Source organism: Hymenobacter daeguensis (assembly GCF_054780555.1).
Genome location: NZ_BAAGWC010000007.1, coordinates 1 through 26,626 on the forward strand (window position 1 = coordinate 1; position 26,626 = coordinate 26,626).

The window sequence follows — 26,626 nt, forward strand, 5'->3', positions numbered from 1 at the left end:
GGCAGCGCCGCCGGGGTGGGCGCGGGGGCCTCGGCCGGGGGCAGGTGCTGCACCAGCGGCCGCAGCGCCAGCAGCAGCTCCGGGGTGAGGCGTCGGCGGCCGGCCTCCACGGAGCTAACCAGTGCCGGGCTCACGCCCAGGTACAGCGCCAACGCGGGCTGGTCGAGCCCGAACCAGGCCCGCACCCGGGCCAGCAAATTGGTAGAAGGACGGGAGCTGCGGGCCATAACCGGCTGTACAAGAATTTTTAAATCTGTTTATGTTCTTGTACGCGAATATACTGAAGTTTGTACAATAATATTTTATTTAATAAAAATTATTGTACAAAGATGTAGCGGGTGCGGCCTGGGGTTTCTGCTGGGCCGGAACCGCAAGAAGCCCCAGCCGCTGGCGGGGCGGGGGCTTCTGGGGGTGCAATGATAGCTACTTAAGTCGCGCTAAGCTGAGAAACGGTGCCCACAGTAGGAATGTATTGTTGCAAAGCCGCTACTATTTCCGCCTTCTTATCTGTTTTAAGTAGACGAATGATTAGCTTGTCATATTCACCCCTTCCTAAGTGAAGTATGTTTGACATATTTGGTAGCAATCCTTTGTTTGTATAATGACGGAGAGCTGCTCTTAGGTCACGAGTATCAATGATGCGTTGATACAATGCACGATGTCGTTCGTAAATGGCATCAACGTCAATGGTAGAGGCCAAGTCGGCGACAGCTTGTTTAATATCGGCTAATCCAAGTTTCTTTTTATTGAAAGCGTTGAGGCGGTAATTAATTTCTAAAGAAGAGGTATAGGACACCTCCTTTTCAAATTCTCGTTCCAAGTGGGTTATAACGAAATTTGTGGTTGCATCAATGAATTCAGTGGGGTCTTGGTACCCCTGATGCTTGGCAACGAGTGCAATCAATTCCGGAATCAAGAGTAGATTTTCTACTTCGGCGACATCGCATACTCTAATGTGGTTCTGCTCCAAGCCAGCTATTTCTTCTGACGTTTTATAGTCACGGTCAACTAATCCCCACGCTTCAATGGTGTGTAATGAAGCGTTACCTCGTAGTGCCTTAGTAGATTCAATAACCTTTGAGCCACCACCGCGGGGGAGGATAGTGAACTGGGGAAAAATATATTGGAATAGTTCGTAATCATAGCTGCCCTTTTCTCCTTCTACAAAAAGAATTGGTTTACGACTGCCTACTATTTGTAGAACTAGTTCTTCAGGAATTTCCTCAACCTCAGGTACTATTTGCCAATCCCAAGTGCTGTTTGCAGAAAATGATTTTACCCAAATCTTAGTTGCTTTTGTACGAGAAGATGCGAATTCTAAATCATGAGTGATATATATGAACTGACAGTCCTGTCGTGCGCTCTCTACCTGGCTCCATAAATTGCTCATTAGTGATTTATGCAAATGAAGCTCAGGTTCATCAACAATTATAATCGAATTTGCTTTTGCAGCAAGACAATGACCAATTAAATAAAGCGACACCCGTTCTCCGTCACTCATTTCCTTGCCTTGGTAAGCGTTTCCAGATGCTTTGGCTTTTACTCTACTATCAATAAATTCGATTTCTCTGTGGGGTAGAATATCCTGCCAAATTCTTACTATAGTGTCAATTGAAGAATTTGGTACTCCATCATTATTATTTGCACCTGAGCGTGCTAACTTAACAAAATTGGCGTTTCTGGTGTTTTCTTGGGCAAAAAGAGCAGATAGCAAATGACCGTAATCATTTTGTAGGTATACTGTAGGTGATTGATTGCTGTACTTGAAATGTTGAGGGTTATTGCGACCTTGAGGTGAACCATATTTTAGAGCGTCTTCTGCCTGTTCCATGCTAAGAAGTGTTGCATGGTCAGGCATATTCAGTGCCCTATGTGCAGATATCCTCACTACTGGATTTTGCCTTTCGTTATGCTGCTCTATAAAATAGCCCATTTTGGTTTTCCCAGAGCCATTAGCACCAATTAGCACTATTGGTTGGCTATTTGTTTCAATAGCGAAGGTGCCATTAGTATTATTTGCAGAAGGAATTTGTACAAGCATTGTGAAATGGAGTTGATTCGCTGGTTTGACTGATTAGACTGAAAAATTTACTATTGATATCGCAAGGTATTACAGCATCTGCCAAAACGGCCGCCCCCCAAACCCGGCCCCAACCTTGCCCACGCCCCGGCAATGTTTGACTTCCTGAAATCCATCTCCGCCAAGAACCCCAACGCCGGGCGCGGCCCCGAAAAGCCCGCCGGGCAGGTAGCGGGGTGGCGGTTGTTTCAAGCGCTACGCAGGCACCGCTACGCCCGCTAGCCGGGGGGGGGCGTTACCCCGCCGCGTCAAACACTTCGCTCCATTCCACGGCCAGCCCGGGCAGCACCGTGACGGGCATGGGGCCGGGGGCGGCGTACTCACCGGCCACCTCGTAGCGGCCGTGCGCGTCCAGCAAGTAGGCCAGCACGGTTTGCTCGCCGGGAAACACCACCCAGTATTCGCGCACCCCATTTTCCTCGTAAAGGTCGAACTTCGTTTTGGTGTCGTGCTTCAGGTTGCCGGGCGACACGATTTCGATAATCCAGTCCGGGGCCCCCACGCAGCCGCGCTCGTCCAGCTTGGCCGTATCGCACACCACCATAATATCGGGCTGCACCACGGTCTGCACCTGCGCATCGCCCGCGCCCACGTGGCGCGTGAGGCGCACATCAAACGGGGCGTGATACATCTCGCAGGGGCTGCGCCGCAAGTGGCTTTCAATAACGTACTCCAGGCGCCGCGACAGCTGCTGGTGCCGGCGGCTGGCTCCGGCCATCGGCCGCAATACCTTGCCCTTTATCAGCTCCACAAACTCATCAAACCGCCACGTCAGGTAATCGGCGTAGGTGTAAACACCGTCGGGGTCGAGCTGCGAGAGAGAGGTGATGGTTGACATGACAAAGGGCAGTTTGGGGCGTGAGGGGTATAAGCAAATATACCACGCCGGGTAGCAGGCCCCGCCGCCAAGCGTGTAAGCCCGGCCAGCACCCGTGCGCCGAGACGCCCGATAAGTCACCGGCCCCGGCCGGAACCGCAAGAAGCCCCAGCCGCTGGCGGGGCAGGGGCTGCTGGGGAAACGTTGAGTCGTAGCTGAGTTTCTTAGAATCTGTCGGGGCTGCGGCGGCCGGGTGGCTACCTGTTGCCGAGGGGTTGGGGACGTTTAGGAAACCGAGAGTTTCTGTGCTTGCTTGGCTACAAAACCACTTCCACAGACGGGTTGGCAAATCGGAGCAGTAGGTAGCGGTTGTCTATTGTGTTAATCACCGCCTCCGCCCCCTCAGCGGTCCAAGCGAAGTACATCAGTAAGCTGACGATGCCCATGCACTCTTCCAACCGGACAAAGCGGGGGCTTACGGCCTCCTCTTGGCAGCGGGCATCGGTCCATTGGTGAATCAACAAATGACAGGGCCCATCGTGGTAGCGCTTGGTGGCGATTTCCCAGCAGCCGGTGAAATGAATTTCCAGGCGCTTGCCGTCCATGTCGTAGTAAAACTTCGAAGCAACTTCGTCGTCAAATGAATAAGCAAGGTCCTTTGGCATGGGAACAGCAGAAGATAGACAGTGGCATCGGGCGCAAATAAGGCACCTAGCTGCTCTTTTAGCAAACGGTGGATTAAGCTGCTAGTTAGTGCTTAATTCCGAGCATCCGAGTAGCCCCACCCCCTGCCAAAACGGCCGCCCCCCAAACCCGGCCCCAACCTTGCCCACGCCCGGGCCATGTTTGACTTCCTGAAATCCATCTCCGCCAAGAACCCCAACGCCGGGCGCGGCCCCGAAAAGCCCGCCGTGAGCGTGCGCGAGCGGGTATCGGCCCTGCGCCACCTGCCCGCCTTCCTGAAACTCATCTGGGCCACCAGCCCCGCGCTGGCCTCCGCCAACCTCGTGCTGCGCCTGCTGCGCGCGTTTCTGCCGCTGGCCACGCTCTACGTCGGCCGCCTGATTATCGACGACGTGGTGGCCCTCACCAAGCTGCCCGCCGCCGCCCGCCAGCTCACGCCCGTGCTCACCCTCGTGGGCCTCGAGTTCGGCCTCGTGCTGCTCGCCGATGCCCTGGGCCGCGGCGTGGCCCTGCTCGATTCGCTGCTCGGCGACCTGTTCGCCAACCAGTCCTCCATTCGCCTCATGGAGCACGCCGCCCGCCTCGACCTCGACCAGTTCGAAGACAGCACCTTCTACGACAAGCTCGAGCGCGCCCGCCGCCAAACCCTCTCCCGCACCGTGCTCATGAGCCAGGTGCTCAGCCAGGGCCAGGATTTCATCACCCTCGTGCTCCTCGCCGGCGGCCTCGTGGCCTTCCAGCCCTGGCTGCTGGGGCTGCTGCTGCTGGCCGTGGTGCCCGCCTTCCTCGGCGAGTCGCACTTCAACGAGCGCAGCTACTCCCTCTCGCACTCCTGGACGCCCGAGCGCCGCGAGCTCGACTACCTCCGCCAAACCGGCGCCTCCGACGAAACCGCCAAGGAAGTCAAGATTTTCGGCCTCTCCGATTTCCTCATCGGCCGCTTCCGCACCCTCTCCGACGACTTCTACCGCCAAAACAAAAGCCTCGTGCTGCGCCGCGCCGGCTGGGGCACGCTCTTCGCCGCCATCGGCGCCGCCGGCTACTACGGCGCCTACGTCTACATCATCGCCCGCACCGCGGCCGGCAGCATCTCGCTCGGCCAGCTCACCTTCCTGGCCGGCTCCTTCGCCCGCCTGCGCGCCCTGCTCGAAGGCATCCTCAGCCGCTTCAGCTCCGTGGCCGACGGCGCCTTGTATCTCCAGGATTTCTTTGACTTCTTTGCGCTGCGGCCGCGCATCGTGCGCCAGGAGCTCACCGGCGAACGGCCCATTCCCTTCCCCCGGCCCATTCAGCAGGGGTTTCAGTTTGAAAACGTCGGGTTCCAGTACAAGAATGGTACAAAATGGGCCATTCGCAACCTCAGCTTTACCCTAAAAGCCGGCGAAAAGCTGGCCCTCGTGGGCGAAAACGGGGCCGGCAAAACCACCCTCGTCAAGCTCCTGGCCCGCCTCTACGACCCCACCGAAGGTCGCATCCTGCTCGACGGCTACGACCTGCGCGAATACGACCCCGCCGTGCTACGCCAGGAAATCGGCGTCATCTTCCAGGACTTTGTGCGCTTCCAGCTGCCCGCCGGCCAGAATATTGCCGTTGGCCGCATCGACGAGCGCCACAACCAGCCCCGTATCGAAACCGCCGCCCAGCAAAGCCTCGCCGATACCGTCATCGCCAAGCTCCCCGGCGGCTACGACCAGATGATTGGCCGCCGCTTCAACGGCGGCGTAGACCTGAGCGGCGGCGAGTGGCAAAAAATCGCCCTCGGCCGCGCCTACATGCGCGACGCCCAGCTCCTCATCCTTGACGAGCCCACGGCAGCACTCGACGCCCGCGCCGAGTTCGAAGTCTTCGAGCGCTTCAAGGAGCTCACCCAGGGCAAAACCGCCGTCCTCATCAGCCACCGCTTCAGCACCGTCCGCATGGCCGACCGCATCCTGGTCATCGAAAACGGCCAGTTCGTGGAGATTGGCAGCCACGAGGAGCTGCTGGCCCGGGGCGGGCGCTATGCCGAATTGTTTGCCCTGCAGGCCGCTGGTTACCGCTAGGGGAGAAGAGCGTTGATTTTTATCGTCTGTCATCCTGAGCGCAGCGAAGGACCTTATCTGGTCAGAACGATTGGCCGTAATTTCAAGCGGCGCGAACGTGATAAGGTCCTTCGCTCCGCTCAGGATGACAGACGTCCTACCCTAAACAGCGGCTACTCCTCTTCCGCCGCAAAGCCTGCCTGCATCGGCGCTACGCCGGCTTCCTCATAAATCTGTACCAGCGTCATCGTCAGGTTTAGCTCCGGGATAACGACGGCATCTTCTGCTTCGGCCAGGGCGGTGTGGCCCCACACGCCGTGCTCGCTCAGCTGGTACCACTCCACCAGCCAGGTTTTTTGCGATACCAGCAGGTAGTGCCGCAGCGAGGGCAGCTTCTTGTACTGGTTGAATTTCAGCCCCCGGTCATAGGCTTCGGTGGAGGGCGAAAGCACTTCTACGATAAGCGTTGGGTGATGCAAGCGTCGGCTCTCGCGCTGGTCCTGTGGGTCGCAGCTCACCATGATGTCGGGGTAGGTATAGTGGCGGTTGGCTTCTACCGCTAGCTGGATGCCTTCTATTTGCACCCGGCACTGCTTGCCACGGAGAGCCTGGCGGCAGGCCATTGCCATGTTCAGCGCAATGGTGTTATGCGCGATGCTCTCGCCCGCCATGGCGAATACCTCGCCCTCGAAAAACTCGTGGCGCAGGTCGCTCTTGTCTTCCAGTGCAAAATATTCCTCGGCCGTGTAGGAGCGCGGCGGTATTTCGGGGTGTCCCATAGGCGTCAAATATAGTAGCGGAGGAAGCAGGAAAGGGCCAGCTCATGGAGACTGAGAGCCACGAGGAGCTGCTGGCCCGGGGCGGGCGCTATGCCGAATTGTTTGCCCTGCAGGCCGCTGGTTACCGCTAGCGCCGGGTTTTGGCCGAAACGTTGAAAAAACCACAATTTTATTGACCCTCGGCCAAACGCTAAGTGCCTTAGGTTTCGTACATTGGTAGTCCCATAACCAGGATTAACCGTTACCTTATGAAACCTACGATTACGCTATTATTACTCGCCGTGCTCGCCCTGACGGGCTGCATGACCATGCGCGAAGCCCGCGTCGATTCGGACTACAGCTACCGGGGCAATTTCCGCCACTACCGCACCTACGATTTCGTAACCGGCACCGGCCTCACCTCCGACAGCAGCCGCCTGGGGCAGTCGGTGCGCGAGGCCATTCAGCAGCGGTTTATGGCCCAGGGCTACCGCCTGGCCAAGAAGCGGCCCGACATGCTGGTGAACTTCCGGGTGTATCAGGGCGATATGAACTTCCACGGCTTCCAGCAGGAAGACCTTAGCCAGTGGATTAAGCGCAACATCGAGGAAAACGACGACACACCCAAAGAAGAGCGCCAGGGCTACGAGCCCGTGCGCCTGCTGCTGGCCGAAGGCACGCTGCTGGTCACGCTCATCGACGTGAAATCGAACCGCGCCGTGTGGAACGGCTACGCCTCCGGCGTGACCGTGCCCGAAGGCCCCATGGGCGAAATCGTGCTCAAACGCTCCGTGCGCTCCATCCTCGACCGCTACCGCGTCTTCACCGAAGAGTTTGCCAACGGCACCTTGCCCCAGACCGAATCCAGCGACTCAGACCGGTAGGGCAGCTTCGGTTTAATGAAGAATCGAAATCTGTCATCCTGAGTGCAGCGAAGGACCTTGTCACCTCTGAACGATTGGCAGTAAATGCCGAGCAATTCGAACGTGATAAGGTCCTTCGCTGCGCTCAGGATGACAGATTTTTACTCATTGCTCATTGCCCCGCCGCACCTGAATCAGCTCGGCCGCGATGCTGATGGCAATTTCCTCCGGCGTCTGGCTGCTGATGGCCACGCCGATGGGGCCGCGCAGCCGCGCAATTTCCGCGGCCGAAAACCCGGCTTCGGCCAGGCCCCGGCGCAGCTCGGCTACTTTGGCCACGCTGCCCATCACGCCCAGATAGCGGTAGGGTAGGGGCAGCAGCTGGCGCAGCACCGCGGCATCGGTGCGGTAGCCCACGGTCATCACCACCACGTAGCGGTGGGGGCCGGCGGGCACCTCGGCCGCCACGTTCTCGTAGCTGATGACGCGGCGATGGTGGGCGGCCTCGTTGGCGTCGAGCGTGGGCAGGTCGGGGCGGTCGTCGAGCACGGTCAGCTCAAAATCGAGCGCCGCCGCCACCCGCGACAAGGCCAGGCTGACGTGCCCGCCGCCCACAATAACGAGCTGGTCGCGGAAACCCAGCCGCTCGCGGTAGCGCCAGGCGGGCCCAGGCTGGTAGCTATGGAATGCGGCATCAGCCCCTGAGGCAGCGGCCGCTTCCGCAGGGGCAACAAGCTGAAGGCCGGCGGCCGCGCTTAACTGCAAATAGCCGCCGATACCGGCCTGCAGGGCCTGTTCAATGGCCTGCACCGGGCCTGAGTCGGCCGCTGCCAGCGGCCAGAGCAGCACGTCCTGCTCGCCCGAGCACATCATGCCGGAGCGGTCGGCCGGGGCCTCCCGCCGATGAATCTGCGGGCGCAGCAGGGGCGTGGCGTCGGCCTCGCGCAGGCGCTGGCGGGCCAGCTCCACCCACTTATGCTCCATGATTCCCCCGCCGATGGAGCCGGCCACGGCGTCAGCCGTTACGGCCATCTTAAAGCCCTGGCGGCCGGGGCTGCTGCCCTCGCTCCGCAGCACGCACAGCAGGGCCACGGGCTTGCCGGCCTGCAGGCTGGCCGCCGCCAGGGTCCAAACGGGCAGGTCGCGGGGAGGGGAGGGCATGGGAGAAATTAAAAACGTCATGCAGAGCGCAGCGAAGCATCCTGCGTGCAGCAGTTACTCAATCGATTATATTACTTGAGCACGCGAGATGCTTCGCTGCGCTCTGCATGACGTTCGGATAGTTGCGGGCATCTGCTACTTATTCTGCGCCCCCTGATTTATCCAGCAGGCAATGAGGTCGCGCTCCTCCTGCGTAATCTGGGTTTTGTTGTTCTGGGGCATCGTTTTGGTCACCACCACGCGCTGCATGATTTTGTCTTTCAGGCGAATGATGTCCTCGGGCGTGTCGTACACCACACCGTTGGGCGGCGACTTGAACACGTCGTCCGTCGGGTGCGCGGAGTGACACTGAATGCAGCGCTTCTGCACAATCATGTTTACCTGGCTCATGCTCACCTGTTGGGTGCAGGCGGCTGCCGCGCCCGCCGTGCCGCCCGATTGGGCGGGCGGCGCCGTCACGAACACCACGCCCAGCAGCAGGGCCACGGCGGCGGGCAGCACCCACACGGCGGTATCGGTCTGGTGCTTTTCGCGCAGGTTCAGCCAGTGCTTCACGCCGGCCGTGCCCAGCGTGATGGCCGCCAGAATGGCCCACGGATAAGCATGGCCGAAGGTGCTGGGGAAGTGGTTGCTGACCATCACAAACAGCACCGGCAAGGTGAAGTAGTTGTTGTGCAGCGAGCGGGCCAGGGCGTTTTTGCCCAGCGTCGGGTCGAGCGGGGTGCCTTCGGTGGCGGCCTTCACCATGGCCTTCTGGGCCGGGATGATGATGAAAAAAACGTTGGCCACCATCAGCGTGCCCAGCATGGCCCCGAAGTGAATGTAGGCCGCCCGGGCGCTGAATACCTGCGCGTAGAAAAACGCAAACCCCGTGGCCAGGATGAAGCCCACAACCTTGAACCACGGGCTGCGCACGAACTCGGTGCGGCACAGCCCGTCGTAAATCAGCCAGGCGGCCACGAACGAGCCCACCCCGATGCCCACGCCCGCCAGCGGCGAGATGTCGAGCACGCGCGGGTCAATGAGCATGGAGCTGGCGTTGAAGTAGTACACCACGAACAGCAGGCTGAACCCCGAGAGCCAGGTGAAATACGCCTCGTACTTGAACCAGTGCAGGCTTTTGGGAATGACCGGCGGGGCCGACTTATACTTCTCCAGGTAATAAAAGCCGCCGCCGTGCACGGCCCAGAGGTTGCCGGCCAGCTCGTCGCGCACGTTGTCGGTGCGGTTGAGGGCGTTTTCGAGGAACACGAAGTAGAACGAGGCCCCAATCCAGGCAATGCCGAAGGTGATGTGCATGAGGCGCACCACAATGTTGAGCCATTCCATGATGTGGCCGGCCCAGGGCGAGTCGCGCGCCAGCACGTAGCAGATGCCCACGCCCGCCACCACGGCCAGCAGCATCAGGGCGTAGGAATAGCCCTCCAGCGTGAAGCCGCTGCTGCCGACCGCGCCGCCGCCGGGCCGCGTTTTGGCCACGCGCTGCAGCACGAAAATGACGCCCAGCAACAGCAGAAACGCGAGAATAAGGGAAAGCAGGGTAACGTATTGGAGCATACAGACGCGAGTAGGCCAGAAGAGTATTCGGATAAATTCAGAACGTCATGCTGAACGCAGTCGAAGCATCTCTACCGTGTAAGTAATTCATTTACTATTGCAGTAGAGATGCTTCTACTGCGCTCAGCATGACGTTCTTTTTCCTCCCCACCAATTTAATTGAACCGGGAAAAAGCCCCCAATTTAGCGCGAAACTTTGCTACCATGCCAACATCAGCCCTGCGCAGCCAGCGCGTCGTGACGCCCGAGGGCGAGCGCGCCGCCACTATTCTCATCGAAAACGGCCGCATCAGCGCCCTGCTGCCCTACGAGGCCGAGGTGCCCGGCCCCGTGCGCGACGTGGGCCGCCACGCCATTCTGTCCGGCGTGATTGACCCGCACGTCCATATCAACGAGCCCGGCCGCACCGACTGGGAGGGCTTCGACACGGCCACCCGCGCCGCGCTGGCCGGCGGCCTCACCTCGCTGGTCGACATGCCGCTGAACTCGGCGCCCGTCACCACGTCGGTGGCCAGCCTGGACGCGAAAAAGGCCGCCGCCCAGGGCCAGCTGCACTGCAACGTGGGGTTTTGGGGCGGCGTGGTGCCCGGCAACGAGGCCGAGATTGAGCCGCTGATTGCGGCCGGTGTGCTCGGCTTCAAGGCGTTTCTGACGCACTCCGGCATCGATGATTTTCCGAATGCCACGGAGGACGACCTGCGGCAGGTGATGCCCGTGCTGGCACGACACCGGCTGCCGCTGCTGGTGCACTGCGAGCTGTCGGAAGACCACGACGACTGGAAGCAAAACGACCACCGCTCGTACCCCAACTACCTGGCCTCGCGGCCCAAAGAATGGGAGGACGCGGCCATTGCGATGATGATTCGCCTGTGCGAGGAGTTCAATTGCCCGGTGCACATCGTGCATCTGTCGTCGGCCAATTCCATTGCGCCCATCGCGGCGGCGAAGGCGAAGGGCCTGCCGCTGACGGTGGAAACCGGCCAGCACTACCTCTACTTCAACGCCGAGGACATTGCCGACGGCCAGACGCAGTTTAAGTGCGCCCCACCCATTCGCGAAAAGGCCAACAACGACCAGCTGTGGGCCGCGCTGCAGGCCGGCATCATCGACTTTGTGGCCACCGACCACTCGCCCGCGCCACCCGACCTCAAGCAGCTGGCCAGCGGCGACTTCACCACCGCCTGGGGCGGCATTGCCTCGCTGCAGCTGGCCCTGCCGGTGCTCTGGACGGCCGCCCGCCGGCGCGGCGCCGGCCTGAATGACATGGCCCGGTGGCTGAGCGAGAACCCGGCGAAACTGGCCGGCCAGGCGCAGAAAAAAGGCCGGATTGCGCCGGGCTTCGACGCCGATTTAATCGTGTTTGACCCCGAGCAGACCTTCGTGGTGCGCGAGGAAATGATTCGGCACAAACACAAAGTATCCCCTTACATTTGCCAGGAATTGGCGGGGGTGATTGAATTAACTTTCCTCAAAGGCGAGGAAGTTTTTCGGCACCCGAGTTTCACCCATCTCCGCCACGGCGAAATCCTAACCCGGTAGCTGCATGCAACAATCCTACACTGCCCGCGCCGAGCGTATTATGCAGCGCATTCTGGAGCTGGCCGCCATCAGCGAGCAGGCCGAGGGCGTGACGCGCACCTTCGGCACGGCCGCTTTCCTCGACGGCCGCCGGCTGGTGCAGGGCTGGCTGGAAGCCGCCGGCCTGGCCACCCGCACCGACAGCATCGGCAACCTGCGCGGCCGGCTGGTGAGCGCCAACCCAGCGGCCAAAACCTTCGTGCTGGCCTCGCACATCGACACGGTGGTGAACGCCGGCAAGTTCGACGGGCCCTTGGGCGTGCTCATGGCCCTCGACGTGCTGGAGCAGCTGCTGGCCCAGCAGGTGGCGCTGCCGTTCCACGTCGAGCTGATTGCCTTCAGCGACGAGGAGGGCGTGCGCTTCCACACTACTTATTTGGGCAGCAAAGTGGTGGCCGGCTCCTTCGACCACAGCTGGCTGACGCGGCCCGATGCCGGCGGCATCACGCTGGCCCGCGCCCTGGAAATGATGGAAGCCGACGCCGCCCGCATTGCCGATGACGCCATTCCGGCCGACGACTGGCTGGGCTACTTCGAAATGCACATTGAGCAGGGCCCGGTGCTCTGGGAGCGCAACCTGCCGGTGGCGCTGGTGACGGCCATTGCCGGCCAGATGCGCGTGGAGCTGACCTTTACCGGCATGGCCGGCCACGCCGGCACCGTGCCCATGGACATGCGCCAGGATGCCCTCTGCGCCGCCGCCGAGTTCGTGCTCATTGCCGAGCAGTTTGCCCTCTCGCACGGGCGGGGGCTGGTGGCCACCGTGGGCAAGCTCAGCCTGAGCCACGCCGCCAGCAACGTCATTCCCGGCGACGTTACCTGCAGCCTCGACCTGCGCAGCCCCGACGCCACGCAGCTCGCCGATGCCTACGCCGCCCTCAAAACCTACACCGAAGCCATTGCCACCCAGCGCAACGTGGCGCTGGACTGGAACCTGATTCAGGAAACCGCACCCGCCGCCTGCTCCGCCGCGCTGAACGAAACCCTGGCCGAAGCCATTGCCGACGCCGGCCACGAAGTGGTGGCCCTGGTGAGCGGTGCCGGCCACGACGCCGTACCGATTTCGGCCGTGGCGCCGGTCACGATGATGTTCATCCGCTGCTACAAAGGCATCAGCCACAACCCGCTGGAGGATGTGGAGCTGGCCGACCTGGCCGCCGCGCTCGAAGTGGCCGACCGGTTTCTGCACCTCCTCCGCCTTCAAATTCCCACCAAGTAAATGGAAATGTCCGCCCTGACGCGCTCCGTGGTGAAGCGCAACCACGCCATCATCGCCCCCGACGGCTACATCAACAGCAACGTGCCCGGCTGGACGGGCTGCACCACCAACGTCATCATCAACGAGCAGATGGGCGCTAATCTGTGCCAGACGCTCGTCACCCTCACCGAAGCCGGCCGCGTGCAGGGCGAAACCGAGGCCTCGCAGATTTTCTTCTACGTGGTGCAGGGCGGCTGCACAGCCACCGTGGGCGACGAAACCCGGGCGCTGCAGCAGGGCCAGTACGTGTACGTGCCCGTGGGCCAGACCTACGAGTTCAGCCAGCCCGAGGCCGGTACGCAACTGCTCACTTTCCACAAGGTGTACGAGCCGCTGGCGGGCCACGCCACGCCGGGCATCTGCTGGGGCGCGCGCGACTACAGCAAAGCGCCCATCTACATGAACGACGAGGCCCTGCGCATCCAGGAGCTGCTGCCGAACGAGCCGGGCTTCGACATGGCCGTGAACATCTTCACCTACGGCCTCGGCGGCAACCTGCCCATGGTCGAAACCCACATCATGGAGCACGGCCTCATGTACCTCGAAGGCCAGGCCATCTACATGCTCGACCAGTGCTGGTACCCGGTGAAAAAGGGCGATTCTATCTGGATGGCGCCCTACTGCCAGCAGTGGGCCACGGCCATGGGCCAGGAGCCGTCGGTGTACATCTACTACAAGAACGTGAACCGGTTTCCGACGGTGCGGTAGGCGTCACCTCACCCCCCGGCCCCCTCTCCTGCGGAGAGGGGGAGCCTGACGATTGTAGCACATGCTTTAGCTTGTGCATCGTTGCGCGGTCCCGGCACAAGCTAAAGCATGTGCTACAAGGCATTACCGGTGCCCCCTCTTTTTTGGCTTCGCGCTTAAAGCGAAACGGGGGGCAGGGGGTGAGGTGACCCGCCAGAACAACCAACTCATGAAATTCCTCGAGCAGTTACTTTCGGCGCTGGCGTGGCTGCAGCTATTCATCGCTCCGGCTTTGATTGGCAGCTTCCTCGGCCTGCTGCTCTGGCTGAATTTCCGCAGCGGCTGGGGCGTGGCCGGCGGCGGCCTGCTGGCGCTGCTGGGCGTAGCAGCCGGCATTGCCTTCGCCGAGAAAGCCCGCCGGGGCAAAGGCACCATTGAATTTATGTCGCGTACCAGCGCCCACCCCGAGCTGTACCGCGACGACAAGAAGAACCAAGCATGACCCTAGCCGAACTCAACTACCTCGATAAACCCGCTCTGGCCGAAGCGCTGGGCAAATGCTGCGGCTCGACAGCCTGGGTGCAGAGCATGCTCGCCGCCTTCCCCGTGGCCGACGAAGCGACCCTATTGCGCGAGGCTACCGCCCGCTGGCAGCCGCTGAGCGAAGCCGACTGGCGCGAAGCCTTCACCCACCACCCCAAAATCGGGGGCGACGTGGAGGCCCTGCGCGCCAAATTCGCCAGCACCAGCACCTGGGCCGAAGGCGAGCAGGCTTCCGTACGCCAGGCTTCGCAGGAAACGCTGGAAGCTTTGGCCACGGGCAACGAGGACTACGAGCGCCGCTTCGGCTACATCTTCATCGTGTGCGCCACCGGTAAAACGGCCGATGAGATGCTGGCCCTGCTGCAAGCCCGCCTGCCCAACCTGCCCGAAGCCGAAATCCTGATTGCCGCCGGCGAGCAGGACAAAATCACCCGCCTCCGCCTCGAAAAACTCCTCGCCGCATGAGCCAGATTACTACGCACATTCTCGATACCACCAAGGGCAAGCCGGCGGCCAACGTCAGCATCGCCCTGCTGCAGCAGGTCGGCGACGACTGGCAGGAAATCGCCCGCGGCAAAACCAACTCCGACGGCCGCATTCCCGATTTATTGGCTAAGGAAAAGCCGGTGGCATTGGGCGTGTATAAAATGAAATTCTACACCCAGGAATATTTCGCGCAGGACGGCACGACGAATTTCTATCCCTGGGTGGAAATCGTGTTCAACGTGGCCGAAAACGCGCATTACCACGTGCCCCTGCTGCTGAATCCGTTCGGCTATTCCACCTACCGCGGGTCGTGATATAATGGTTAATGATTAACGGTTAATGGTAAATGTTGGGCGCCAGCACATTCACCAAAGCCATTAACCATTAACCATTAACCATTAATCATTAAAATAATTTCCCACCATGAAACTCAGCTTACCCGAATCCGACAAAGCCGCCCTGCTCGATGAGCTCGGCACGGCCAACTTGGCCTTCCAGCGCACCTACCCCGGCGACCGGCCCGACCGCCAGCCCGTGCACACCGTGTACGGCGGCGCCAACCTCTTCAAGGCCGATACCTGCGTGCGGATGGGCGAAATCGCCCTCAACAACCTGCTCACCTACGCGCCCAACTTCGTGGAGCTGGCCCGGGCGCTGCAGTTCAAAAACCACGAGCAGCTGCCCACGCTCGAAGCCGACGTGGCCGCCCTCACCGCCAAGCTCGACGCCCTGAGCCCCGAGGACCGCAAGCAGGAGCCCGCCTGGCTGGCCTACTCGGTGTACAATAAGATTGTGGCGAAGCTGAAGCGCGAGGCCGTGGAAGACTTCCGCGTCGATTTCGAAGACGGCTTCGGCAACCGGCCCGATGCGGAGGAGGACGAAACCGCCGTGCGCGCCGCTAAGGAAGTGGCCAAAGGCACGCAGCAGGGCACGCTGTCGCCGTTTATCGGCATCCGCATCAAGCCCTTCACCGAAGACCTCAAGCAGCGCGGCGTGCGCACGCTCGACATCTTCCTGACCACGCTGCTGGCCGAAACCGGCGGCCAGCTGCCCGCCAACTTCGTGGTGATGCTGCCCAAGGTGACCATCCCCGAGCAGATGACGACCATGGTGCGCCTGTTCGAGCTGCTGGAACAGGCCAACGGCCTGGCCCCCGGCACGCTCAAAATGGAGACGATGGTGGAGGCCACCCAGATTATCATGGACGAGGAGGGGCGCAACCCGCTCATGCGCATCATCCGGGCCAGCGAGGGGCGCTGCATCGCGGCCCACTTCGGCACCTACGACTACACGGCCAGCTGCGGCATCACGGCCCGGTATCAGACCATGGGCCATCCCGTGTGCGATTTCGCCCACCACATGACCAAGGTGGCCCTCGGCGGCACCGGCATCTTCCTCTCGGACGGAGCCACCAACGTGATGCCCATCGGCCCGCACCGCGGCGACAACCTCACGTTTGCCCAGCTGCGCGAAAACCGCGAGAGCGTGCACAACGCCTGGCGGCAGGCCTACCACCACAGCACCCACTCGCTCATCAACGGCTTCTACCAGGGCTGGGACCTGAACCCCGCGCAGCTGCCGATGCGCTACGCCGCCACCTACAACTTCTTCCTGAGCAGCTACGACGACGCCGTGTTCCGCCTGAAAACCTTCGTGGAGCGCGCCGCCATCAGCACTCTCACCGGCGACATCTTCGACGACGCCGCCACCGGCCAGGGCCTGCTCAACTTCTTCCTCAAGGCCCTAAACTGCGGCGCCATCTCGGAAGAGGAAATTCTGGCCACCGGCCTGACGCTGGAAGAGGTGCAGACCCGCTCGTTCTACCGCATCCTGCAGGGGCGGCGGGCTAAGGCGTAAGGATAAAAAACAGGGGGCGAAGCCTCGCGGCCCCGCCCCCTGCCAACCTTTAGCCAATCCAGTGGCGGGCCGCGGCGGCTAGTGCCACCTTGACCGTTTCCAGAACCAGCCACCACCAGAAACCTTTTTCGGGCGCTGGTGGTATGGGTTTACGAAGCACGACTTTCCGCCGTATCTTCGCCGCACGATTTCTTCTCATAGGACCGAGAATTAGGTGCTGATTCCACCTTCTTCTTCGAAGCCCTCGGTGTTCCTGCACCGGGGGCTTCATCGTTGAAGGGGCAGCCGTGTGGTGAGGTGGAAAAACCGTGCGGTAGAGCAAAAGTAACCGGCCGCCGCGCTCGGCGCTGGCCCGATAACCGGCCCGCGTCCGCCCCACGCCTTCCCCAAAGCCCTGAGCTGCGGCAGAAACTGAAAGAGGCTGAAGCTACGGGAGCTTCAGCCTCTTTGCGTATTTGTTTAGTTTTCGCTTGTAGGAATGTTTTCTTCCTTGCAATAGGCGAGTATGTCGGCTTCTGATTTGAAAGAAGTATCACAAAACTCTTCAAGCTCCCTTTCGCTTGATTTTACATAGCCGTCTTGTGCTTTTAATATCTTATCAATCTTATCTATGAATTTATTGAAATCTGTATTTATGTTACACAGCTTATCTATTGTTTTGAAATCAAGGCTTTTAAATTTTGAAGGATAAAGAATTTTGCTCTCGTAAGGATTGGCTTTTATTTCTATCACACCAATGCCGAATGATTGATTTAGTCTGCTAATTTCATCATTCAGATTGTCGCTTATTTCGAAAGCAACCAAATAGCCAAAATTAGCCCAGCTTGAATTTGATACTGCTTGGAAATAAGCTTGTTTCAAATCGTAGTCAGTATTTATCTCTCGCTTTAATTCGTAAGAGGTTATTTTAAATGACTCTGCAACGCTAATGGATTTAATAAAGCTTTGACTGGTTTTCGTGTGAAGGCTGGTGAACTCAACTCCAACCATGTCTGGGTGAATCCACTTTTGGTTACTGTCTTTGCTATTCGCTGATTGTTCGTGATAAATTGTTTTAGAAGAAATGTTAACACTTTTCAAATACGTGCTAAACAATTTGTGCAAGCTTCTTTCGCTATAATGCGCTTGTTTCAGCGTAATTAGCGGGACTACTTGATTGATGTTGCCTGTTGCAGGGAAAATGGAGTCTTCAAATTTGCTCAAATAGTAGCTGAAATTTCCTTTTCCGGTACTTATCCGTTTTACTCTAGAATCTCCTTTGCGAACAAAGTCGCCAAGTAATGCAGAAACTGTTGAAGCAGGAGTTTTAGCCGACCCAAAATCGTAGTAAGCTTTGTTGATAATGTTCCCACATACATCATTGTGAGTTACTAGTTTCCCTAGTTCTTCTAAGGATATCAGGACAGCTTCTTTCAGGGTCATAATTTGATGGCAAAGCTCTGTTTCAAGTAAAGATGCATTATCGCAGCTTTAAATCCTGCGACTTATTCTGCCCTAACCCCGCGCCACCGCAGCTACCTCGCTCGCCGCCACAAACTCCGGGTACAAGCTCACCAGCACCTTTTCCGGCGTCATCGGCGCGGAGAAGGGCAAGACCGTGTGGCCCTGGAAGGCCCGCACCGCGTCGCGCAGGGCGAAGTAGGTGCCGATGCCGTACATGAGCGGCGGCTCGCCCACGGCCTTGGAGCGCAGGATGGCCTTGGGGTGGCCCGGCGTGTCGAGGAAATGCACGTCGAGCACCCGGGGGGCGGCGTAGATGTCGGGGATTTTGTAGCTGTTGAGCGAGTTGCTGAGCAGGCGGCCCTCGGCGTTGTAGGCTACTTCTTCCATGGTCATCCAGCCGATACCCTGCACCGCGCCGCCCTCAATCTGGCCCCGGTCGATGACTTCGTTGAAGCTCTGGCCGAAATCGTGGGCAATGCGCAGGGCATCCACGGTGTAGGTGCCGCGCAGGCAGTCTACCGTCACGCTGGTGAGGGCCGTGCCGTACACGTGGTAGGCGAAGGGGTGGCCCTGGTTCACGGTGGCGTCGAAATGCAGGTCGGGGGTGGCGTAGTGGGCGTTTTCGGTGAGGGCCACGCGCTTCCAGAACGCCGACGACACCAGCTTCTCCCAGTTGGTATCGGCGGGCACGCCGGCGGCCAGCACCTGCTCGTCGTGGATTTCGAGGCCCTCGTAGTTGAGCGTGTATTCGGTGCTGGCGTGCTCGAGCAGGCGCTTGCGCAGGGCGGCGCAGGCCATTTCGGTGGCCTTGCCGTTGAGGTCGGCGGTGGCGCTGGCGGCGCTGGGCGAGGTGTTGGCCACGCGGGTGGTGTTGGTGGTTTCGATTTTGATGCGCGAAATCGAAATGCCCAGCGTGCGGGCCGCCACCTGCGCGATTTTCGTGTTCACGCCCTGGCCCATCTCCACCGCGCCCGTGCTGATACCCACCGAGCCGTCGGAGTAGATGTGCACCAGCGCCCGCGTCTGGTTCATGGGCGTTTTGGTGAACGAGATGCCGAAGCAGATGGGCATCACCGCGAAGCCCTTCTTCTTCAGCTTATGGGTTTGGTTGAACTGCTCGACTTCGGCCCGCATGCCGGCCAGGTCGAACTCGCGGGCGGCCGTGTCCCAGGCCTGCTCGGCGTGGCACAGCTCGGCCGCCTGGCGGTACGAGAACAGGTCGCCCTCGCGCAGCAGGTTGCGCCGCTGCAACTCGTGGGTGGGCAAGCCCAGCTCCTCGGCCGCCTTGGCCAGGGCCGACTCGATTACGAACATGCCCTGCGGCCCGCCGAAGCCCCGGAAGGCCGTGTTGGGCGGCAGGTTGGTGCGGCACGAAAAGGCCGTAGCCGTCACGTTCGGCACGAAATAGGCGTTGGTGGCGTGGAAGAGCGTGCGCTCCATCACGGCCGGCGAGAGGTCGGCCGCCGCGCCCGCGTTCTGGTAGAAGGTGACTTCGTAGGCCACGATTTTGAGGTCCTTGTCGAAGCCGATTTTGAAATCGGACGAGTAGGGGTGGCGCTTGCCGGTCATGCGCATGTCGGCCATGCGGTCGAGCACCAGCTTCACCGGCTTCTTGGTGATGAAGGCGCCCAGCGCGGCCAGCGCGCCCCAGGGCGTGGCCTGGTCTTCCTTGCCCCCGAAGCCGCCGCCAAGGCGCGTCACGTCCACTTCCACCTGGTGCATGCCCAGGCCCAGCACGTGGGCCGTGTGGCGCTGCACGGCCGTCGGTCCTTGCGTCGAAGAAATCATCCGCACGCCGCCCATCTCGGTGGGGAAGGCGTAGGCGCCCTGCGTTTCGATGTACAGATGCTCCTGCCCGCCGTTCTCGGCCACGCCCTCAAAAACGTGCGCGCACTCCGCCCAGGCAGCCGCCGAATCGCCGATTTTGAAGGTGCGCGGCGGCACAATCAGCTCGCCCTGCGCGGCCGCTACCCGCGGGTCGGTAATGATAGGCCGCGGGTCGATTTCGACCTGGATGAGCTTGAGGGCGGCGTGGGCCTGCGCCTCGGTGCGGGCCAGCACCAGCGCCACCGGCTGCCCCCGGAAATGCACGTGCCCCTCGGCCAGCAGCGGCTCATCGGCCACGATGCCGCCAATCTGGTTTTCGCCGGGAATGTCAGCCGCCGTGAGCACGCGGGCCACGCCGGGCGCCGCCAGCGCGGCGCTGAAATCGAGGCGGCGGAGCACGCCGTGGGCCAGTGGGCTTTCAAACACGGCCGCGTACAGGGTGCCCTGCTGCACGGGCACATCGTCGAGGTACTGCGATTCGCCGCGCACGTGGCGGTTGGGGTCGAGGTGGTTCATAAACTCAATTTTGGTCTTGCAAACCAAATAATTCTGCTCTTAAATCAATTGACAAATCAGCGGCAATTGTCCACCAATCTTGTCCTTTCCAATCATCAAGTAATTCCTCCATTGACCCGAAAAAGATAAAACCAGGGCCTCTTACTTGAACAGTATTTTCACCTTTTATTTCCTCTAAATCTGAAGTATCAAGCGGCCCTTCCTGCTGGCGTCTCAAGGAGCAATTGTGACAGAAAACTTTAAGCGCGTTGGTTTTGCATTGCAGTGTAGAACAGTATTGAAGTGCTTGACTGACTTCTGAGCGAGACAACTCAAAATCAATCAGTGCCTCGTGAAGGCCTCCGTACTTCAACGTGCTCATTACATCCCCAACAGCCAGCCGTCTGCCATCAATTCTAGGAGAGCCCCAAATGGTATCCTCGGTACAAACGATGGATGGGAAGTCTATCGGCATAAGCAGCAACTGAAAATCAGATTTCTACTTCTAATTCCGGCGAAAACTGCAGGAAATGCGCCCACAGCAGCTGGCGCAGCAGCAGGCGCTTGTAGTCGGCGGTGCCGCGCACGTCGGAAATCGGGCTGATTTCGGCCTGCATCACGGCGTTGGCGGCGGTCAGGGTTTCGGCGGTGAACTCACGGCCCGCCAGAAACTCGCTGGTGCGGGCCAGCAGCAGCGGCACCGGCCCCACGCCGCCCGCCGACACGCGCGCCGCCTGGATAAGACCGTTTTCGACCCGCAGCCAGGCGGCGGAATTCACGCTGGCAATGTCGAGGTGGGTGCGCTTGGATACTTTCTCAAAGTGGAAGAAGTCGCCGGGCAGCGGGGTAGGGAAGCTGATTTCGATAACCTGCTCATCGGCGGCTTTCGCCAGCTTTTTGTAGCCGAGGTAAAGGTCGGGCAGGGCCAGCTCGCGGGTGGCGCCTGCGGCGTCGAGCAGCGTGACGGACGCGCCCAGGGCCAGGAACATAATGGTGAGGTCGCCGATGGGCGAGCCGTTGATGAAGTTGCCGGCCACCGTGCCCATGTTGCGGATGGGCGTGCTGCTCACCAGCTTCAGGTACTGCGGCAGCTTGGGCAGCAGGCCGCGCAGCAGCTCCGAGTCGAGCAGCTGGCTGGCGGTGGTGGCGGCGCCCAGCACTACGCGGCCGGTGGTTTCGTGGCGGATGCCGCGCCGGCCGGGCTGGTCGAAAATCAGACGCACGCCGGGCTGCTCGCGCAGTTCTTCGAGGCGCTGCACCAGCAAATCGGTGCCCCCGCCAATGAGTGAATGCGTGAATGGGCGAATGGGTGAACCGTGGCCGTGGTCGTTCTGGTTTTGGGCGTGGCCGTTAGGCGAGGTCGAAACGGCGCTGCCACCGTTAGCGTGGGGCGTGGCGGCGGCAACTGAGGCGGCGGCAGAAGCTTCCGCGGCTGGCGTGGCGGCGGGGCGCAGGGCCGCCAGCTGAGCCGGGATTTCGGCGAAGTAGCTGGGTACAAACTGCTTTTCGCTCAGCCAGGCCAGGGCGTTTTCGGCGGGGCGGGCGGCCAGGTCGGCGGTGAGGCGGGCGGCGGCGCGCTCCAGGCTCTTGTAGCCGGTGCAGCGGCAGATGTTGCCGTCGATGGCCGCAATGGTGCTTTGCTCGGTGGCCGGGGCGCTGCTCAGGCTGTGGCCCGTCAGCGACATCACGAAGCCCACCGTGCAGAAACCGCACTGCGAGCCGCCTTCGTCCACAATGGCCTGCTGCACGGGCGTGAGCTGCGCGCCAGCCGCGTTGATGCCCTCCACCGTCACGATGTGCTTGCCGGCGGCGTTGCCCAGCGGCGTGAGGCAGCTGGTCATGCTCTGGTAGTTCACCATCTGGCCGTCGGCGCTCAGCTCGCCCACCAGCACGGTGCAGGCGCCGCAGTCGCCCTCGCGGCAGCCGATTTTGGTGCCCTTCAGCTGCTCGTGGTAGCGCACGAAATCGAGCAGGGCGCTGGCCGGGGCCTCCGTGGTGCGAATGGGCTGGTCGTTGAGATAAAACTCTATCACAATGATTAGTGATTAACGATTAGTGATTAATCTTTTTGCTTGTTGGCTTTGGCGGTTTTGATGGAAGCGGTCAGCAGCTTCAGGAGTTCCAAACCATCATTGTGGATGCTGGTCGATTGCGGGCGGGTAAGGTAATCTGTTTCAGTAAGCAGCTCAACCCAATACAAGGTTTCGTTGGCTTCTTTTTGCGCGATGGCCAGCTTGTGGATGAAGTCAGATTTACTTTCCGCATACTCGGCTTCCCGCACCATACTGCCAATGGCAGTGCCACAGCGTAAAAGCTGTTTAGCTAAAACAAACTCTCGTTTCTCGGTCTGCAAGAAATGGCATACCCGAACAACCCGAACCGCAAACGCGAATGATTTTGACTTTAGGATATTATCCGCCATTAATCACTAATCATTAACCGCTAATCATTAACTCAATATTCCGTCCGGCCGTCCAGCTCCGTCCAGGCCTTGAACCCGGCCAGGGCCTCATCGCGCAGCAGCTGCGTCATGGGCAATTTACGCTCGGCCATGGGCTGGTCCAATTCCTCGTAAATGAACTGGTCGTCGAAGCCGATGGCGGCTGCATCGGCCTTGGTGTTGCCGTAGAACACCCGGCGCGGGCGGGCCCAGTAGATGGCGCCGAGGCACATGGGGCAGGGCTCGCAGCTGGTGTAGAGGTCGCAGCCGTCGAGCTGGAAGGTGCCGAGCACCTGGCAGGCCTTGCGGATGGCGTCGACTTCGGCGTGGCAGGTGGGGTCGTGGGTGGTCGTCACCTGGTTGAAGCCGCGGGCGATAATCTGGCCGTCCTTCACCACCACGGCGCCGAAGGGACCGCCGTGCCCGGCCTGCATTTTCTCAATGGACAGGCGAATGGCTTCGCGCATGAATTCGGGGTTGGGAGCTTCCATAGGGTGGGGGAGTGGAATGGCCGGGGGACCTAAAGTTTTGAAAAACGGGCAACAAAGAAAGCCACAGAATGCCAGATTCGCAGTGAGTGGCCTTGAATAGCTCGCAGAGCAAATACCGTAGCCTGCAGGCCCCAAAAAAGACCGGGGCAGTGCCACGCCCAAAAGTCGTGGTACTGCCCCGGCCCGAACCGGACGCCAAGCGCGGCTGGCTACTTCGTAAAATTGGGAATGCGCAGCTGGAAGCCCAGCGAGGGCACCACCGTCACGCCGCTGAGCGAAGTGCTCTGGCCGTTGAGCAGGGCGTAGTCGCCGTAGTTCTGGTAGAAGAGCGACACGGCCGGGATGACGTAGAAGTAGCGGTAGCCGAGCTTGAGGTTAACGAAGCCGCCGAACGACGAGAAGTTGCGGCTTTGCAGCGGCAGCTCGGGCACCTTCACCGAGCCGTTGTAGATTTTGTCGGGCGCGAAGCCGTAGCTCACCCAGCTGTGGGCGTACACCAGGCCGTAGCTGATGGCCCCGATTTCCTCTTCCGGCCCAAACGACTGACTGAACGTGAGCGGCACCAGCAGGTCGTTGCGCGTGGCCCGGAAATTCAGCACCGAGTTGATGTCGGACAGGAAGGGAATGCTGGGCAGCTTGGCCCGCTGGGTGGCAAACTGCAGGCCGATGCTGGCGTAGGTGGTGCCGCTGGCCGCGCTCCGGTCGGGGCTCTCGGGCGTGCCGGTGGGGCCCAGCAGCTGGTACTGCGCATCGAAAACGTGCGAGCCGAAGGCGTATTTATAGCCCGCGTCGAGGCGCGGCACGATGCCGTAGCGGATGTTGAGGTCGGCGGTGGGCTGCACCGGGTCGAGGACGTAGGCCAGGGCGGCGGCCTGCAGCTGGGTGGTGGCGTCGGAGTAGTCCACTTTGTCCTGGCTGGCGGCCTGGCTGGCGGCGGCTTTCACGGCGCTGCCGGCTTTGGCAACGGGCGCGCTGGCCAGGTTGAAGCCCTGGTTGTAGCCCACCCGGAACTCGCCCTGGGGCGTGACCTTGCCGGTGGCAATGATGGCGCGCGGGGCCGTGCAGGAGCTGGCCAGCAGCAGGGCCGCTGCGGCCAGGGCTGCCGCCAGCGGCCGGCGGGCAAAGGGCAGAGCAGAAGTAGTCATGGCGAATGATGAAGCGAAGAGGTTTCAGCGGCGTAAACGAAAACCGGGCCGAAAAGTCGGAACCCCACCAGCCGGGCCAGTGTCTGGTAGGGGCCGGCCCGGCGGGGGCTGGTCAAATAATTTGGTTTTGCTATGTAACTTATGCGTGGTTTACCAATCCAACCGCCGCAAAGCAAACGCACCAGCGGCGCTATTTCTTGCCGCCCGCCGCATTAAACCGCATTTCCGCCCGCTCTCAATAGCCTTTCCGATGCCGCTTCTGCTACTTTGGCTGCTCAGTTTCATGGGGTTTGGGGCCGCGCCCGCGCCCCGGGCCACGGTGTATGTTTTTCTGGCCGAAACCTGCCCCATCAGCCAGGCCGCCACGCTGCCGCTGCGCGAGCTGCACCGCCAGTACGGCGCGCAGGGCGTGCAATTCGTGGGCGTGTTTCCGGCCAAAGAAACCGGTGCGGCGGGCATGGCCACCTTCGCCAAAACCTACCAGCTGGCCTTTCCGATGCAGGCCGATGCCGGCCACCAGCTCACCAGGAGGCTGCACGCCCGCGTCACGCCCGAGGCGGTGGTGGTGGCGGCCGATGGCCGCACCGTGCTCTACCAGGGCCGGCTGAACGACGCCTACGCCGGCCTGGGCCAGCACCGCACCGTGGTGCGCCACCACGAGCTGGCCGAGGCGCTGGCCGCCATCGTGGCCGGCCAGCCGGTGGCCGTGCCGCGCACCGAGCCGGTGGGCTGTTTTATTGAGTAAATTTGAAGTTCGTCGCCTTTCTGAAAAACCAGCATTATGATGAAACACTACCTCTCCACCCTGCTGCTGGCCCTGGGCTGCCTGGCCCTGCGGCAACCAGCCCGGGCCCAGACCACGCCCTACACCTTCAGCCAGGACATTGCGCCGCTGGTGTACCAGCACTGCACCAGCTGCCACCGCACGGGCGAAGTGGCGCCGTTTCCGCTCACCACTTATGCCGAGGTGGCCAGCCACGGCCAGACCATTAAGTACGCCACCGGCACGCGCTACATGCCGCCGTGGAAGCCCGACCCGAACTACAAGCATTACTTGGACGAGAACACCCTCACGACGGCCGAAATCGCCAAAATAGCCTCGTGGGTGGATGGCGGCATGCCGCAGGGCAACCCCGCCCAGACGCCGCCCGTGCCCACGTACCCCAGCGGCTCGCAGCTGGGCACGCCGGACATGGTGATTCCGATGGCCCAGCGCTTCACGCACCTCGGCAATGGCCAGGACATGTACCGCATTTTCGTGCTGCCCATCAACATGCCCGCCGACCGCGACATTGCGGCCATCGAGTTCCGGGCCGGTAACAAGAGCATCGTGCACCACGTCATCATCGGCATGGACACCACGCAGCAGGCCCAGGCCCTCGATGCCGCCGCGCCCGGCTACGGCTACACGCAGTTTGGCGGGTTCGGCTTCAACCCCGTCGAAACCAACTTTGCGGCCTGGGTGCCGGGCATGCAGTCGCGCTTTTACCCCTCGGGCATGGGCAAGAAGCTGTTCCGCCGCTCGTCGCTGCTGCTCCAGATTCACTACGGCCCCAACTACGTGACGCAGACCGACTCGTCGGTGGTGAATATTTTCTTCGCCCGCCAGCCCGTCACGCGCTACATTCAGACGCTGCCGGCCATCTCGCCGGTAACGCTCACCAACGGGCCGTTCGTCATTCCGGCCAACCAGGTCAGCACCTTCCACGCCCAGCTCACGGTGCCGTTCGAGGCCACGGTGCTCAGCGTGGCCCCGCACGCCCACCTGCTTAGCAAAAGCTGGAAAGTGTGGGCCGTGAAGCCCAACGGCGACACCATCCGGATGGTGAAAATCAACGACTGGGACTTCCGCTGGCAGGGCACCTACCGCTTCACCAGCCTGCAGCGCATCCCGGCCGGCTCGCGCCTCATGGCCGATGCCACCTACGACAACACGGCCCAGAACCCGCGCAACCCCAACAGCCCGCCCGTGACCACGCAGTGGGGCGAGAGTACCACGGCCGAGATGCTGCTCACCTACTTCGACGTGCTGCCCTACCGCGCCGGCGATGAAAACGTGGTGCTCAGCACCATGCCGGGCGTGGCCACCACCCCCGGCACCGTGCAGATGGCCGTGTACCCCAACCCCGGCAGCGGGGCCACGGCCATCAATTTTCAGCTGGAGCGCGCCAGTCCCGTCACGGTTTCGCTGCTCGATGCCACCGGCCGCCTGGTGCGCGCGGTGGTGCGCGAAAAAACGTATCCGACGGGCCCGCAGCAGCTGCGCCTGCCGCTGAGCGACGTGCGCGCCGGCATCTACATCGTGCGCCTGGAATCGAACCAGGGCACCCGCAGCGAGAAGCTGGTGGTGACCGAATAGCCGACCGCCTTTAAAGCAGATAGGCCCTGGCTTGACAAAGCCAGGGCCTTTTTATTTGCCTTAATACCCATCTTTG

Annotated in this window: 26 protein-coding genes; 12 read left to right on the forward strand and 14 right to left on the reverse strand. The window is 61.0% G+C overall.

Annotation, left to right across the window (positions count from 1 at the left end):
• Together ACYVHT_RS09900 and ACYVHT_RS09905 are read right to left on the reverse strand one after the other, a co-directional pair.
• A partial coding sequence (locus tag ACYVHT_RS09900) for a helix-turn-helix domain-containing protein (RefSeq protein WP_460550549.1) occupies positions 1–227 on the reverse strand: 227 nt, incomplete at its 3' end.
• Between the two features lie 200 nt (positions 228–427).
• Positions 428–2,041: an OLD family protein gene (locus ACYVHT_RS09905; RefSeq protein ID WP_460550552.1), complete on the reverse strand. Its 1,614-nt coding sequence runs from the start codon at positions 2,039–2,041 to the stop codon at positions 428–430.
• Positions 2,042–2,173: 132 nt separating this feature from the next.
• On the opposite strand from ACYVHT_RS09905, the gene ACYVHT_RS09910 reads away from it, so the two are divergent.
• Positions 2,174–2,302: a hypothetical protein gene (locus ACYVHT_RS09910; protein WP_460550555.1), complete on the forward strand. Its 129-nt coding sequence runs from the start codon at positions 2,174–2,176 to the stop codon at positions 2,300–2,302.
• A 13-nt stretch (positions 2,303–2,315) separates the two neighbouring features.
• Here ACYVHT_RS09910 and ACYVHT_RS09915 read toward each other — a convergent pair whose 3' ends face one another.
• Together ACYVHT_RS09915 and ACYVHT_RS09920 are read right to left on the reverse strand one after the other, a co-directional pair.
• Complete coding sequence (locus tag ACYVHT_RS09915; RefSeq protein WP_460550557.1) at positions 2,316–2,918, reverse strand: Uma2 family endonuclease; 603 nt, start codon at positions 2,916–2,918, stop codon at positions 2,316–2,318.
• A 296-nt stretch (positions 2,919–3,214) separates the two neighbouring features.
• Positions 3,215–3,562, reverse strand: coding sequence for a hypothetical protein (locus tag ACYVHT_RS09920; protein ID WP_460550560.1), 348 nt, complete (start codon positions 3,560–3,562; stop codon positions 3,215–3,217).
• Positions 3,563–3,739: 177 nt separating this feature from the next.
• On the opposite strand from ACYVHT_RS09920, the gene ACYVHT_RS09925 reads away from it, so the two are divergent.
• A complete protein-coding gene (locus ACYVHT_RS09925) occupies positions 3,740–5,623 on the forward strand; it encodes an ABC transporter ATP-binding protein (RefSeq protein ID WP_460550563.1) in 1,884 nt (627 codons plus the stop codon).
• A gap of 152 nt (positions 5,624–5,775) precedes the next feature.
• On the opposite strand, the gene ACYVHT_RS09930 is transcribed toward ACYVHT_RS09925, so the two are convergent.
• Complete coding sequence (locus tag ACYVHT_RS09930) at positions 5,776–6,381, reverse strand: Uma2 family endonuclease (RefSeq protein ID WP_460550566.1); 606 nt, start codon at positions 6,379–6,381, stop codon at positions 5,776–5,778.
• 248 nt (positions 6,382–6,629) lie between these two features.
• Here ACYVHT_RS09930 and ACYVHT_RS09935 point away from each other — a divergent pair, with 248 nt between their 5' ends.
• Positions 6,630–7,244, forward strand: coding sequence for a DUF4136 domain-containing protein (locus tag ACYVHT_RS09935; RefSeq protein ID WP_460550569.1), 615 nt, complete (start codon positions 6,630–6,632; stop codon positions 7,242–7,244).
• Positions 7,245–7,388: 144 nt separating this feature from the next.
• Here ACYVHT_RS09935 and ACYVHT_RS09940 read toward each other — a convergent pair whose 3' ends face one another.
• Positions 7,389–8,384 (reverse strand): XdhC family protein, encoded by a 996-nt coding sequence (locus tag ACYVHT_RS09940; RefSeq protein WP_460550571.1) that lies wholly within the window; start codon positions 8,382–8,384, stop codon positions 7,389–7,391.
• A gap of 135 nt (positions 8,385–8,519) precedes the next feature.
• Entirely contained in the window at positions 8,520–9,941 is a 1,422-nt protein-coding gene (locus tag ACYVHT_RS09945) for a urate hydroxylase PuuD (RefSeq protein WP_460550574.1), read from the reverse strand.
• Positions 9,942–10,145: 204 nt separating this feature from the next.
• Between ACYVHT_RS09945 and allB the strand changes: the two genes are divergently transcribed.
• The 7 genes from allB to ACYVHT_RS09980 all read left to right on the forward strand — a co-directional run bounded on the left by allB (position 10,146) and on the right by ACYVHT_RS09980 (position 16,350).
• A complete protein-coding gene (gene allB, locus ACYVHT_RS09950; RefSeq protein WP_460550577.1) occupies positions 10,146–11,480 on the forward strand; it encodes an amidohydrolase family protein in 1,335 nt (444 codons plus the stop codon).
• A gap of 4 nt (positions 11,481–11,484) precedes the next feature.
• Entirely contained in the window at positions 11,485–12,738 is a 1,254-nt protein-coding gene (locus ACYVHT_RS09955; RefSeq protein ID WP_460550580.1) for a Zn-dependent hydrolase, read from the forward strand.
• Positions 12,739–13,485, forward strand: coding sequence for a (S)-ureidoglycine aminohydrolase (gene allE, locus ACYVHT_RS09960; RefSeq protein WP_460550583.1), 747 nt, complete (start codon positions 12,739–12,741; stop codon positions 13,483–13,485).
• Between the two features lie 208 nt (positions 13,486–13,693).
• Positions 13,694–13,966, forward strand: coding sequence for a hypothetical protein (locus tag ACYVHT_RS09965; RefSeq protein WP_460550586.1), 273 nt, complete (start codon positions 13,694–13,696; stop codon positions 13,964–13,966).
• A complete protein-coding gene (uraD, locus tag ACYVHT_RS09970; RefSeq protein ID WP_460550589.1) occupies positions 13,963–14,472 on the forward strand; it encodes a 2-oxo-4-hydroxy-4-carboxy-5-ureidoimidazoline decarboxylase in 510 nt (169 codons plus the stop codon). Before ACYVHT_RS09965 ends, uraD begins: the two co-directional genes overlap by 4 nt.
• Positions 14,469–14,807 (forward strand): hydroxyisourate hydrolase, encoded by a 339-nt coding sequence (gene uraH / locus ACYVHT_RS09975; RefSeq protein WP_460550592.1) that lies wholly within the window; start codon positions 14,469–14,471, stop codon positions 14,805–14,807. The genes uraD and uraH overlap by 4 nt, the downstream gene beginning before the upstream one ends.
• A gap of 109 nt (positions 14,808–14,916) precedes the next feature.
• Positions 14,917–16,350: a DUF6986 family protein gene (locus tag ACYVHT_RS09980; RefSeq protein ID WP_460550595.1), complete on the forward strand. Its 1,434-nt coding sequence runs from the start codon at positions 14,917–14,919 to the stop codon at positions 16,348–16,350.
• A 459-nt stretch (positions 16,351–16,809) separates the two neighbouring features.
• Here the strand turns inward: ACYVHT_RS09980 and ACYVHT_RS09985 are convergent, their stop codons facing one another.
• The 7 genes from ACYVHT_RS09985 to ACYVHT_RS10015 all read right to left on the reverse strand — a co-directional run bounded on the left by ACYVHT_RS09985 (position 16,810) and on the right by ACYVHT_RS10015 (position 24,191).
• A complete protein-coding gene (locus tag ACYVHT_RS09985; protein ID WP_460550598.1) occupies positions 16,810–17,772 on the reverse strand; it encodes a hypothetical protein in 963 nt (320 codons plus the stop codon).
• A gap of 72 nt (positions 17,773–17,844) precedes the next feature.
• On the reverse strand, positions 17,845–20,136 hold the full coding sequence (locus tag ACYVHT_RS09990; protein WP_460550601.1) for a xanthine dehydrogenase molybdopterin binding subunit: 2,292 nt from the start codon (positions 20,134–20,136) through the stop codon (positions 17,845–17,847).
• Between the two features lie 4 nt (positions 20,137–20,140).
• The gene (locus tag ACYVHT_RS09995) at positions 20,141–20,590 is read right to left on the reverse strand and encodes a DUF433 domain-containing protein (RefSeq protein WP_460550604.1); all 450 of its coding nucleotides are present in this window, start codon (positions 20,588–20,590) and stop codon (positions 20,141–20,143) included.
• A 16-nt stretch (positions 20,591–20,606) separates the two neighbouring features.
• Positions 20,607–22,148 carry an FAD binding domain-containing protein gene (locus ACYVHT_RS10000; protein ID WP_460550607.1) on the reverse strand — a complete coding sequence of 514 codons (1,542 nt, stop codon included), beginning with the start codon at positions 22,146–22,148 and terminating at the stop codon, positions 20,607–20,609.
• 26 nt (positions 22,149–22,174) lie between these two features.
• A complete protein-coding gene (locus ACYVHT_RS10005; protein ID WP_460550610.1) occupies positions 22,175–22,537 on the reverse strand; it encodes a four helix bundle protein in 363 nt (120 codons plus the stop codon).
• Positions 22,538–22,569: 32 nt separating this feature from the next.
• Positions 22,570–23,046 carry a nucleoside deaminase gene (locus ACYVHT_RS10010; RefSeq protein WP_460550613.1) on the reverse strand — a complete coding sequence of 159 codons (477 nt, stop codon included), beginning with the start codon at positions 23,044–23,046 and terminating at the stop codon, positions 22,570–22,572.
• 209 nt (positions 23,047–23,255) lie between these two features.
• Positions 23,256–24,191, reverse strand: coding sequence for a hypothetical protein (locus ACYVHT_RS10015; protein ID WP_460550616.1), 936 nt, complete (start codon positions 24,189–24,191; stop codon positions 23,256–23,258).
• Between the two features lie 250 nt (positions 24,192–24,441).
• On the opposite strand from ACYVHT_RS10015, the gene ACYVHT_RS10020 reads away from it, so the two are divergent.
• Both ACYVHT_RS10020 and ACYVHT_RS10025 read left to right on the forward strand, forming a co-directional pair.
• A complete protein-coding gene (locus tag ACYVHT_RS10020) occupies positions 24,442–24,936 on the forward strand; it encodes a redoxin domain-containing protein (RefSeq protein WP_460550619.1) in 495 nt (164 codons plus the stop codon).
• 36 nt (positions 24,937–24,972) lie between these two features.
• Positions 24,973–26,550: a T9SS type A sorting domain-containing protein gene (locus ACYVHT_RS10025; RefSeq protein WP_460550622.1), complete on the forward strand. Its 1,578-nt coding sequence runs from the start codon at positions 24,973–24,975 to the stop codon at positions 26,548–26,550.
• Positions 26,551–26,626: the final 76 nt, after the last annotated feature.

What these genes read in the sequence shown, in the direction of transcription:
- ACYVHT_RS09945 (WP_460550574.1), bottom strand. Translation starts at nt 9,941, where the DNA reads ATGCTCCAATACGTTACCCTGCTTTCCCTTATTCTCGCGTTTCTGCTG.
- ACYVHT_RS09935 (WP_460550569.1), top strand. Translation starts at nt 6,630, where the DNA reads ATGAAACCTACGATTACGCTATTATTACTCGCCGTGCTCGCCCTGACG.
- ACYVHT_RS09915 (WP_460550557.1), bottom strand. Translation starts at nt 2,918, where the DNA reads ATGTCAACCATCACCTCTCTCTCGCAGCTCGACCCCGACGGTGTTTAC.
- ACYVHT_RS10010 (WP_460550613.1), bottom strand. Translation starts at nt 23,046, where the DNA reads ATGGAAGCTCCCAACCCCGAATTCATGCGCGAAGCCATTCGCCTGTCC.
- ACYVHT_RS09985 (WP_460550598.1), bottom strand. Translation starts at nt 17,772, where the DNA reads ATGACCCTGAAAGAAGCTGTCCTGATATCCTTAGAAGAACTAGGGAAA.
- uraH (WP_460550592.1), top strand. Translation starts at nt 14,469, where the DNA reads ATGAGCCAGATTACTACGCACATTCTCGATACCACCAAGGGCAAGCCG.
- ACYVHT_RS10025 (WP_460550622.1), top strand. Translation starts at nt 24,973, where the DNA reads ATGATGAAACACTACCTCTCCACCCTGCTGCTGGCCCTGGGCTGCCTG.
- ACYVHT_RS09940 (WP_460550571.1), bottom strand. Translation starts at nt 8,384, where the DNA reads ATGCCCTCCCCTCCCCGCGACCTGCCCGTTTGGACCCTGGCGGCGGCC.
- ACYVHT_RS10020 (WP_460550619.1), top strand. Translation starts at nt 24,442, where the DNA reads ATGCCGCTTCTGCTACTTTGGCTGCTCAGTTTCATGGGGTTTGGGGCC.
- ACYVHT_RS09910 (WP_460550555.1), top strand. Translation starts at nt 2,174, where the DNA reads ATGTTTGACTTCCTGAAATCCATCTCCGCCAAGAACCCCAACGCCGGG.
- uraD (WP_460550589.1), top strand. Translation starts at nt 13,963, where the DNA reads ATGACCCTAGCCGAACTCAACTACCTCGATAAACCCGCTCTGGCCGAA.
- allB (WP_460550577.1), top strand. Translation starts at nt 10,146, where the DNA reads ATGCCAACATCAGCCCTGCGCAGCCAGCGCGTCGTGACGCCCGAGGGC.
- ACYVHT_RS09980 (WP_460550595.1), top strand. Translation starts at nt 14,917, where the DNA reads ATGAAACTCAGCTTACCCGAATCCGACAAAGCCGCCCTGCTCGATGAG.
- ACYVHT_RS09920 (WP_460550560.1), bottom strand. Translation starts at nt 3,562, where the DNA reads ATGCCAAAGGACCTTGCTTATTCATTTGACGACGAAGTTGCTTCGAAG.
- ACYVHT_RS09925 (WP_460550563.1), top strand. Translation starts at nt 3,740, where the DNA reads ATGTTTGACTTCCTGAAATCCATCTCCGCCAAGAACCCCAACGCCGGG.
- ACYVHT_RS09990 (WP_460550601.1), bottom strand. Translation starts at nt 20,136, where the DNA reads ATGAACCACCTCGACCCCAACCGCCACGTGCGCGGCGAATCGCAGTAC.
- allE (WP_460550583.1), top strand. Translation starts at nt 12,739, where the DNA reads ATGGAAATGTCCGCCCTGACGCGCTCCGTGGTGAAGCGCAACCACGCC.
- ACYVHT_RS09905 (WP_460550552.1), bottom strand. Translation starts at nt 2,041, where the DNA reads ATGCTTGTACAAATTCCTTCTGCAAATAATACTAATGGCACCTTCGCT.
- ACYVHT_RS09930 (WP_460550566.1), bottom strand. Translation starts at nt 6,381, where the DNA reads ATGGGACACCCCGAAATACCGCCGCGCTCCTACACGGCCGAGGAATAT.
- ACYVHT_RS10015 (WP_460550616.1), bottom strand. Translation starts at nt 24,191, where the DNA reads ATGACTACTTCTGCTCTGCCCTTTGCCCGCCGGCCGCTGGCGGCAGCC.
- ACYVHT_RS09995 (WP_460550604.1), bottom strand. Translation starts at nt 20,590, where the DNA reads ATGCCGATAGACTTCCCATCCATCGTTTGTACCGAGGATACCATTTGG.
- ACYVHT_RS09965 (WP_460550586.1), top strand. Translation starts at nt 13,694, where the DNA reads ATGAAATTCCTCGAGCAGTTACTTTCGGCGCTGGCGTGGCTGCAGCTA.
- ACYVHT_RS09955 (WP_460550580.1), top strand. Translation starts at nt 11,485, where the DNA reads ATGCAACAATCCTACACTGCCCGCGCCGAGCGTATTATGCAGCGCATT.
- ACYVHT_RS10005 (WP_460550610.1), bottom strand. Translation starts at nt 22,537, where the DNA reads ATGGCGGATAATATCCTAAAGTCAAAATCATTCGCGTTTGCGGTTCGG.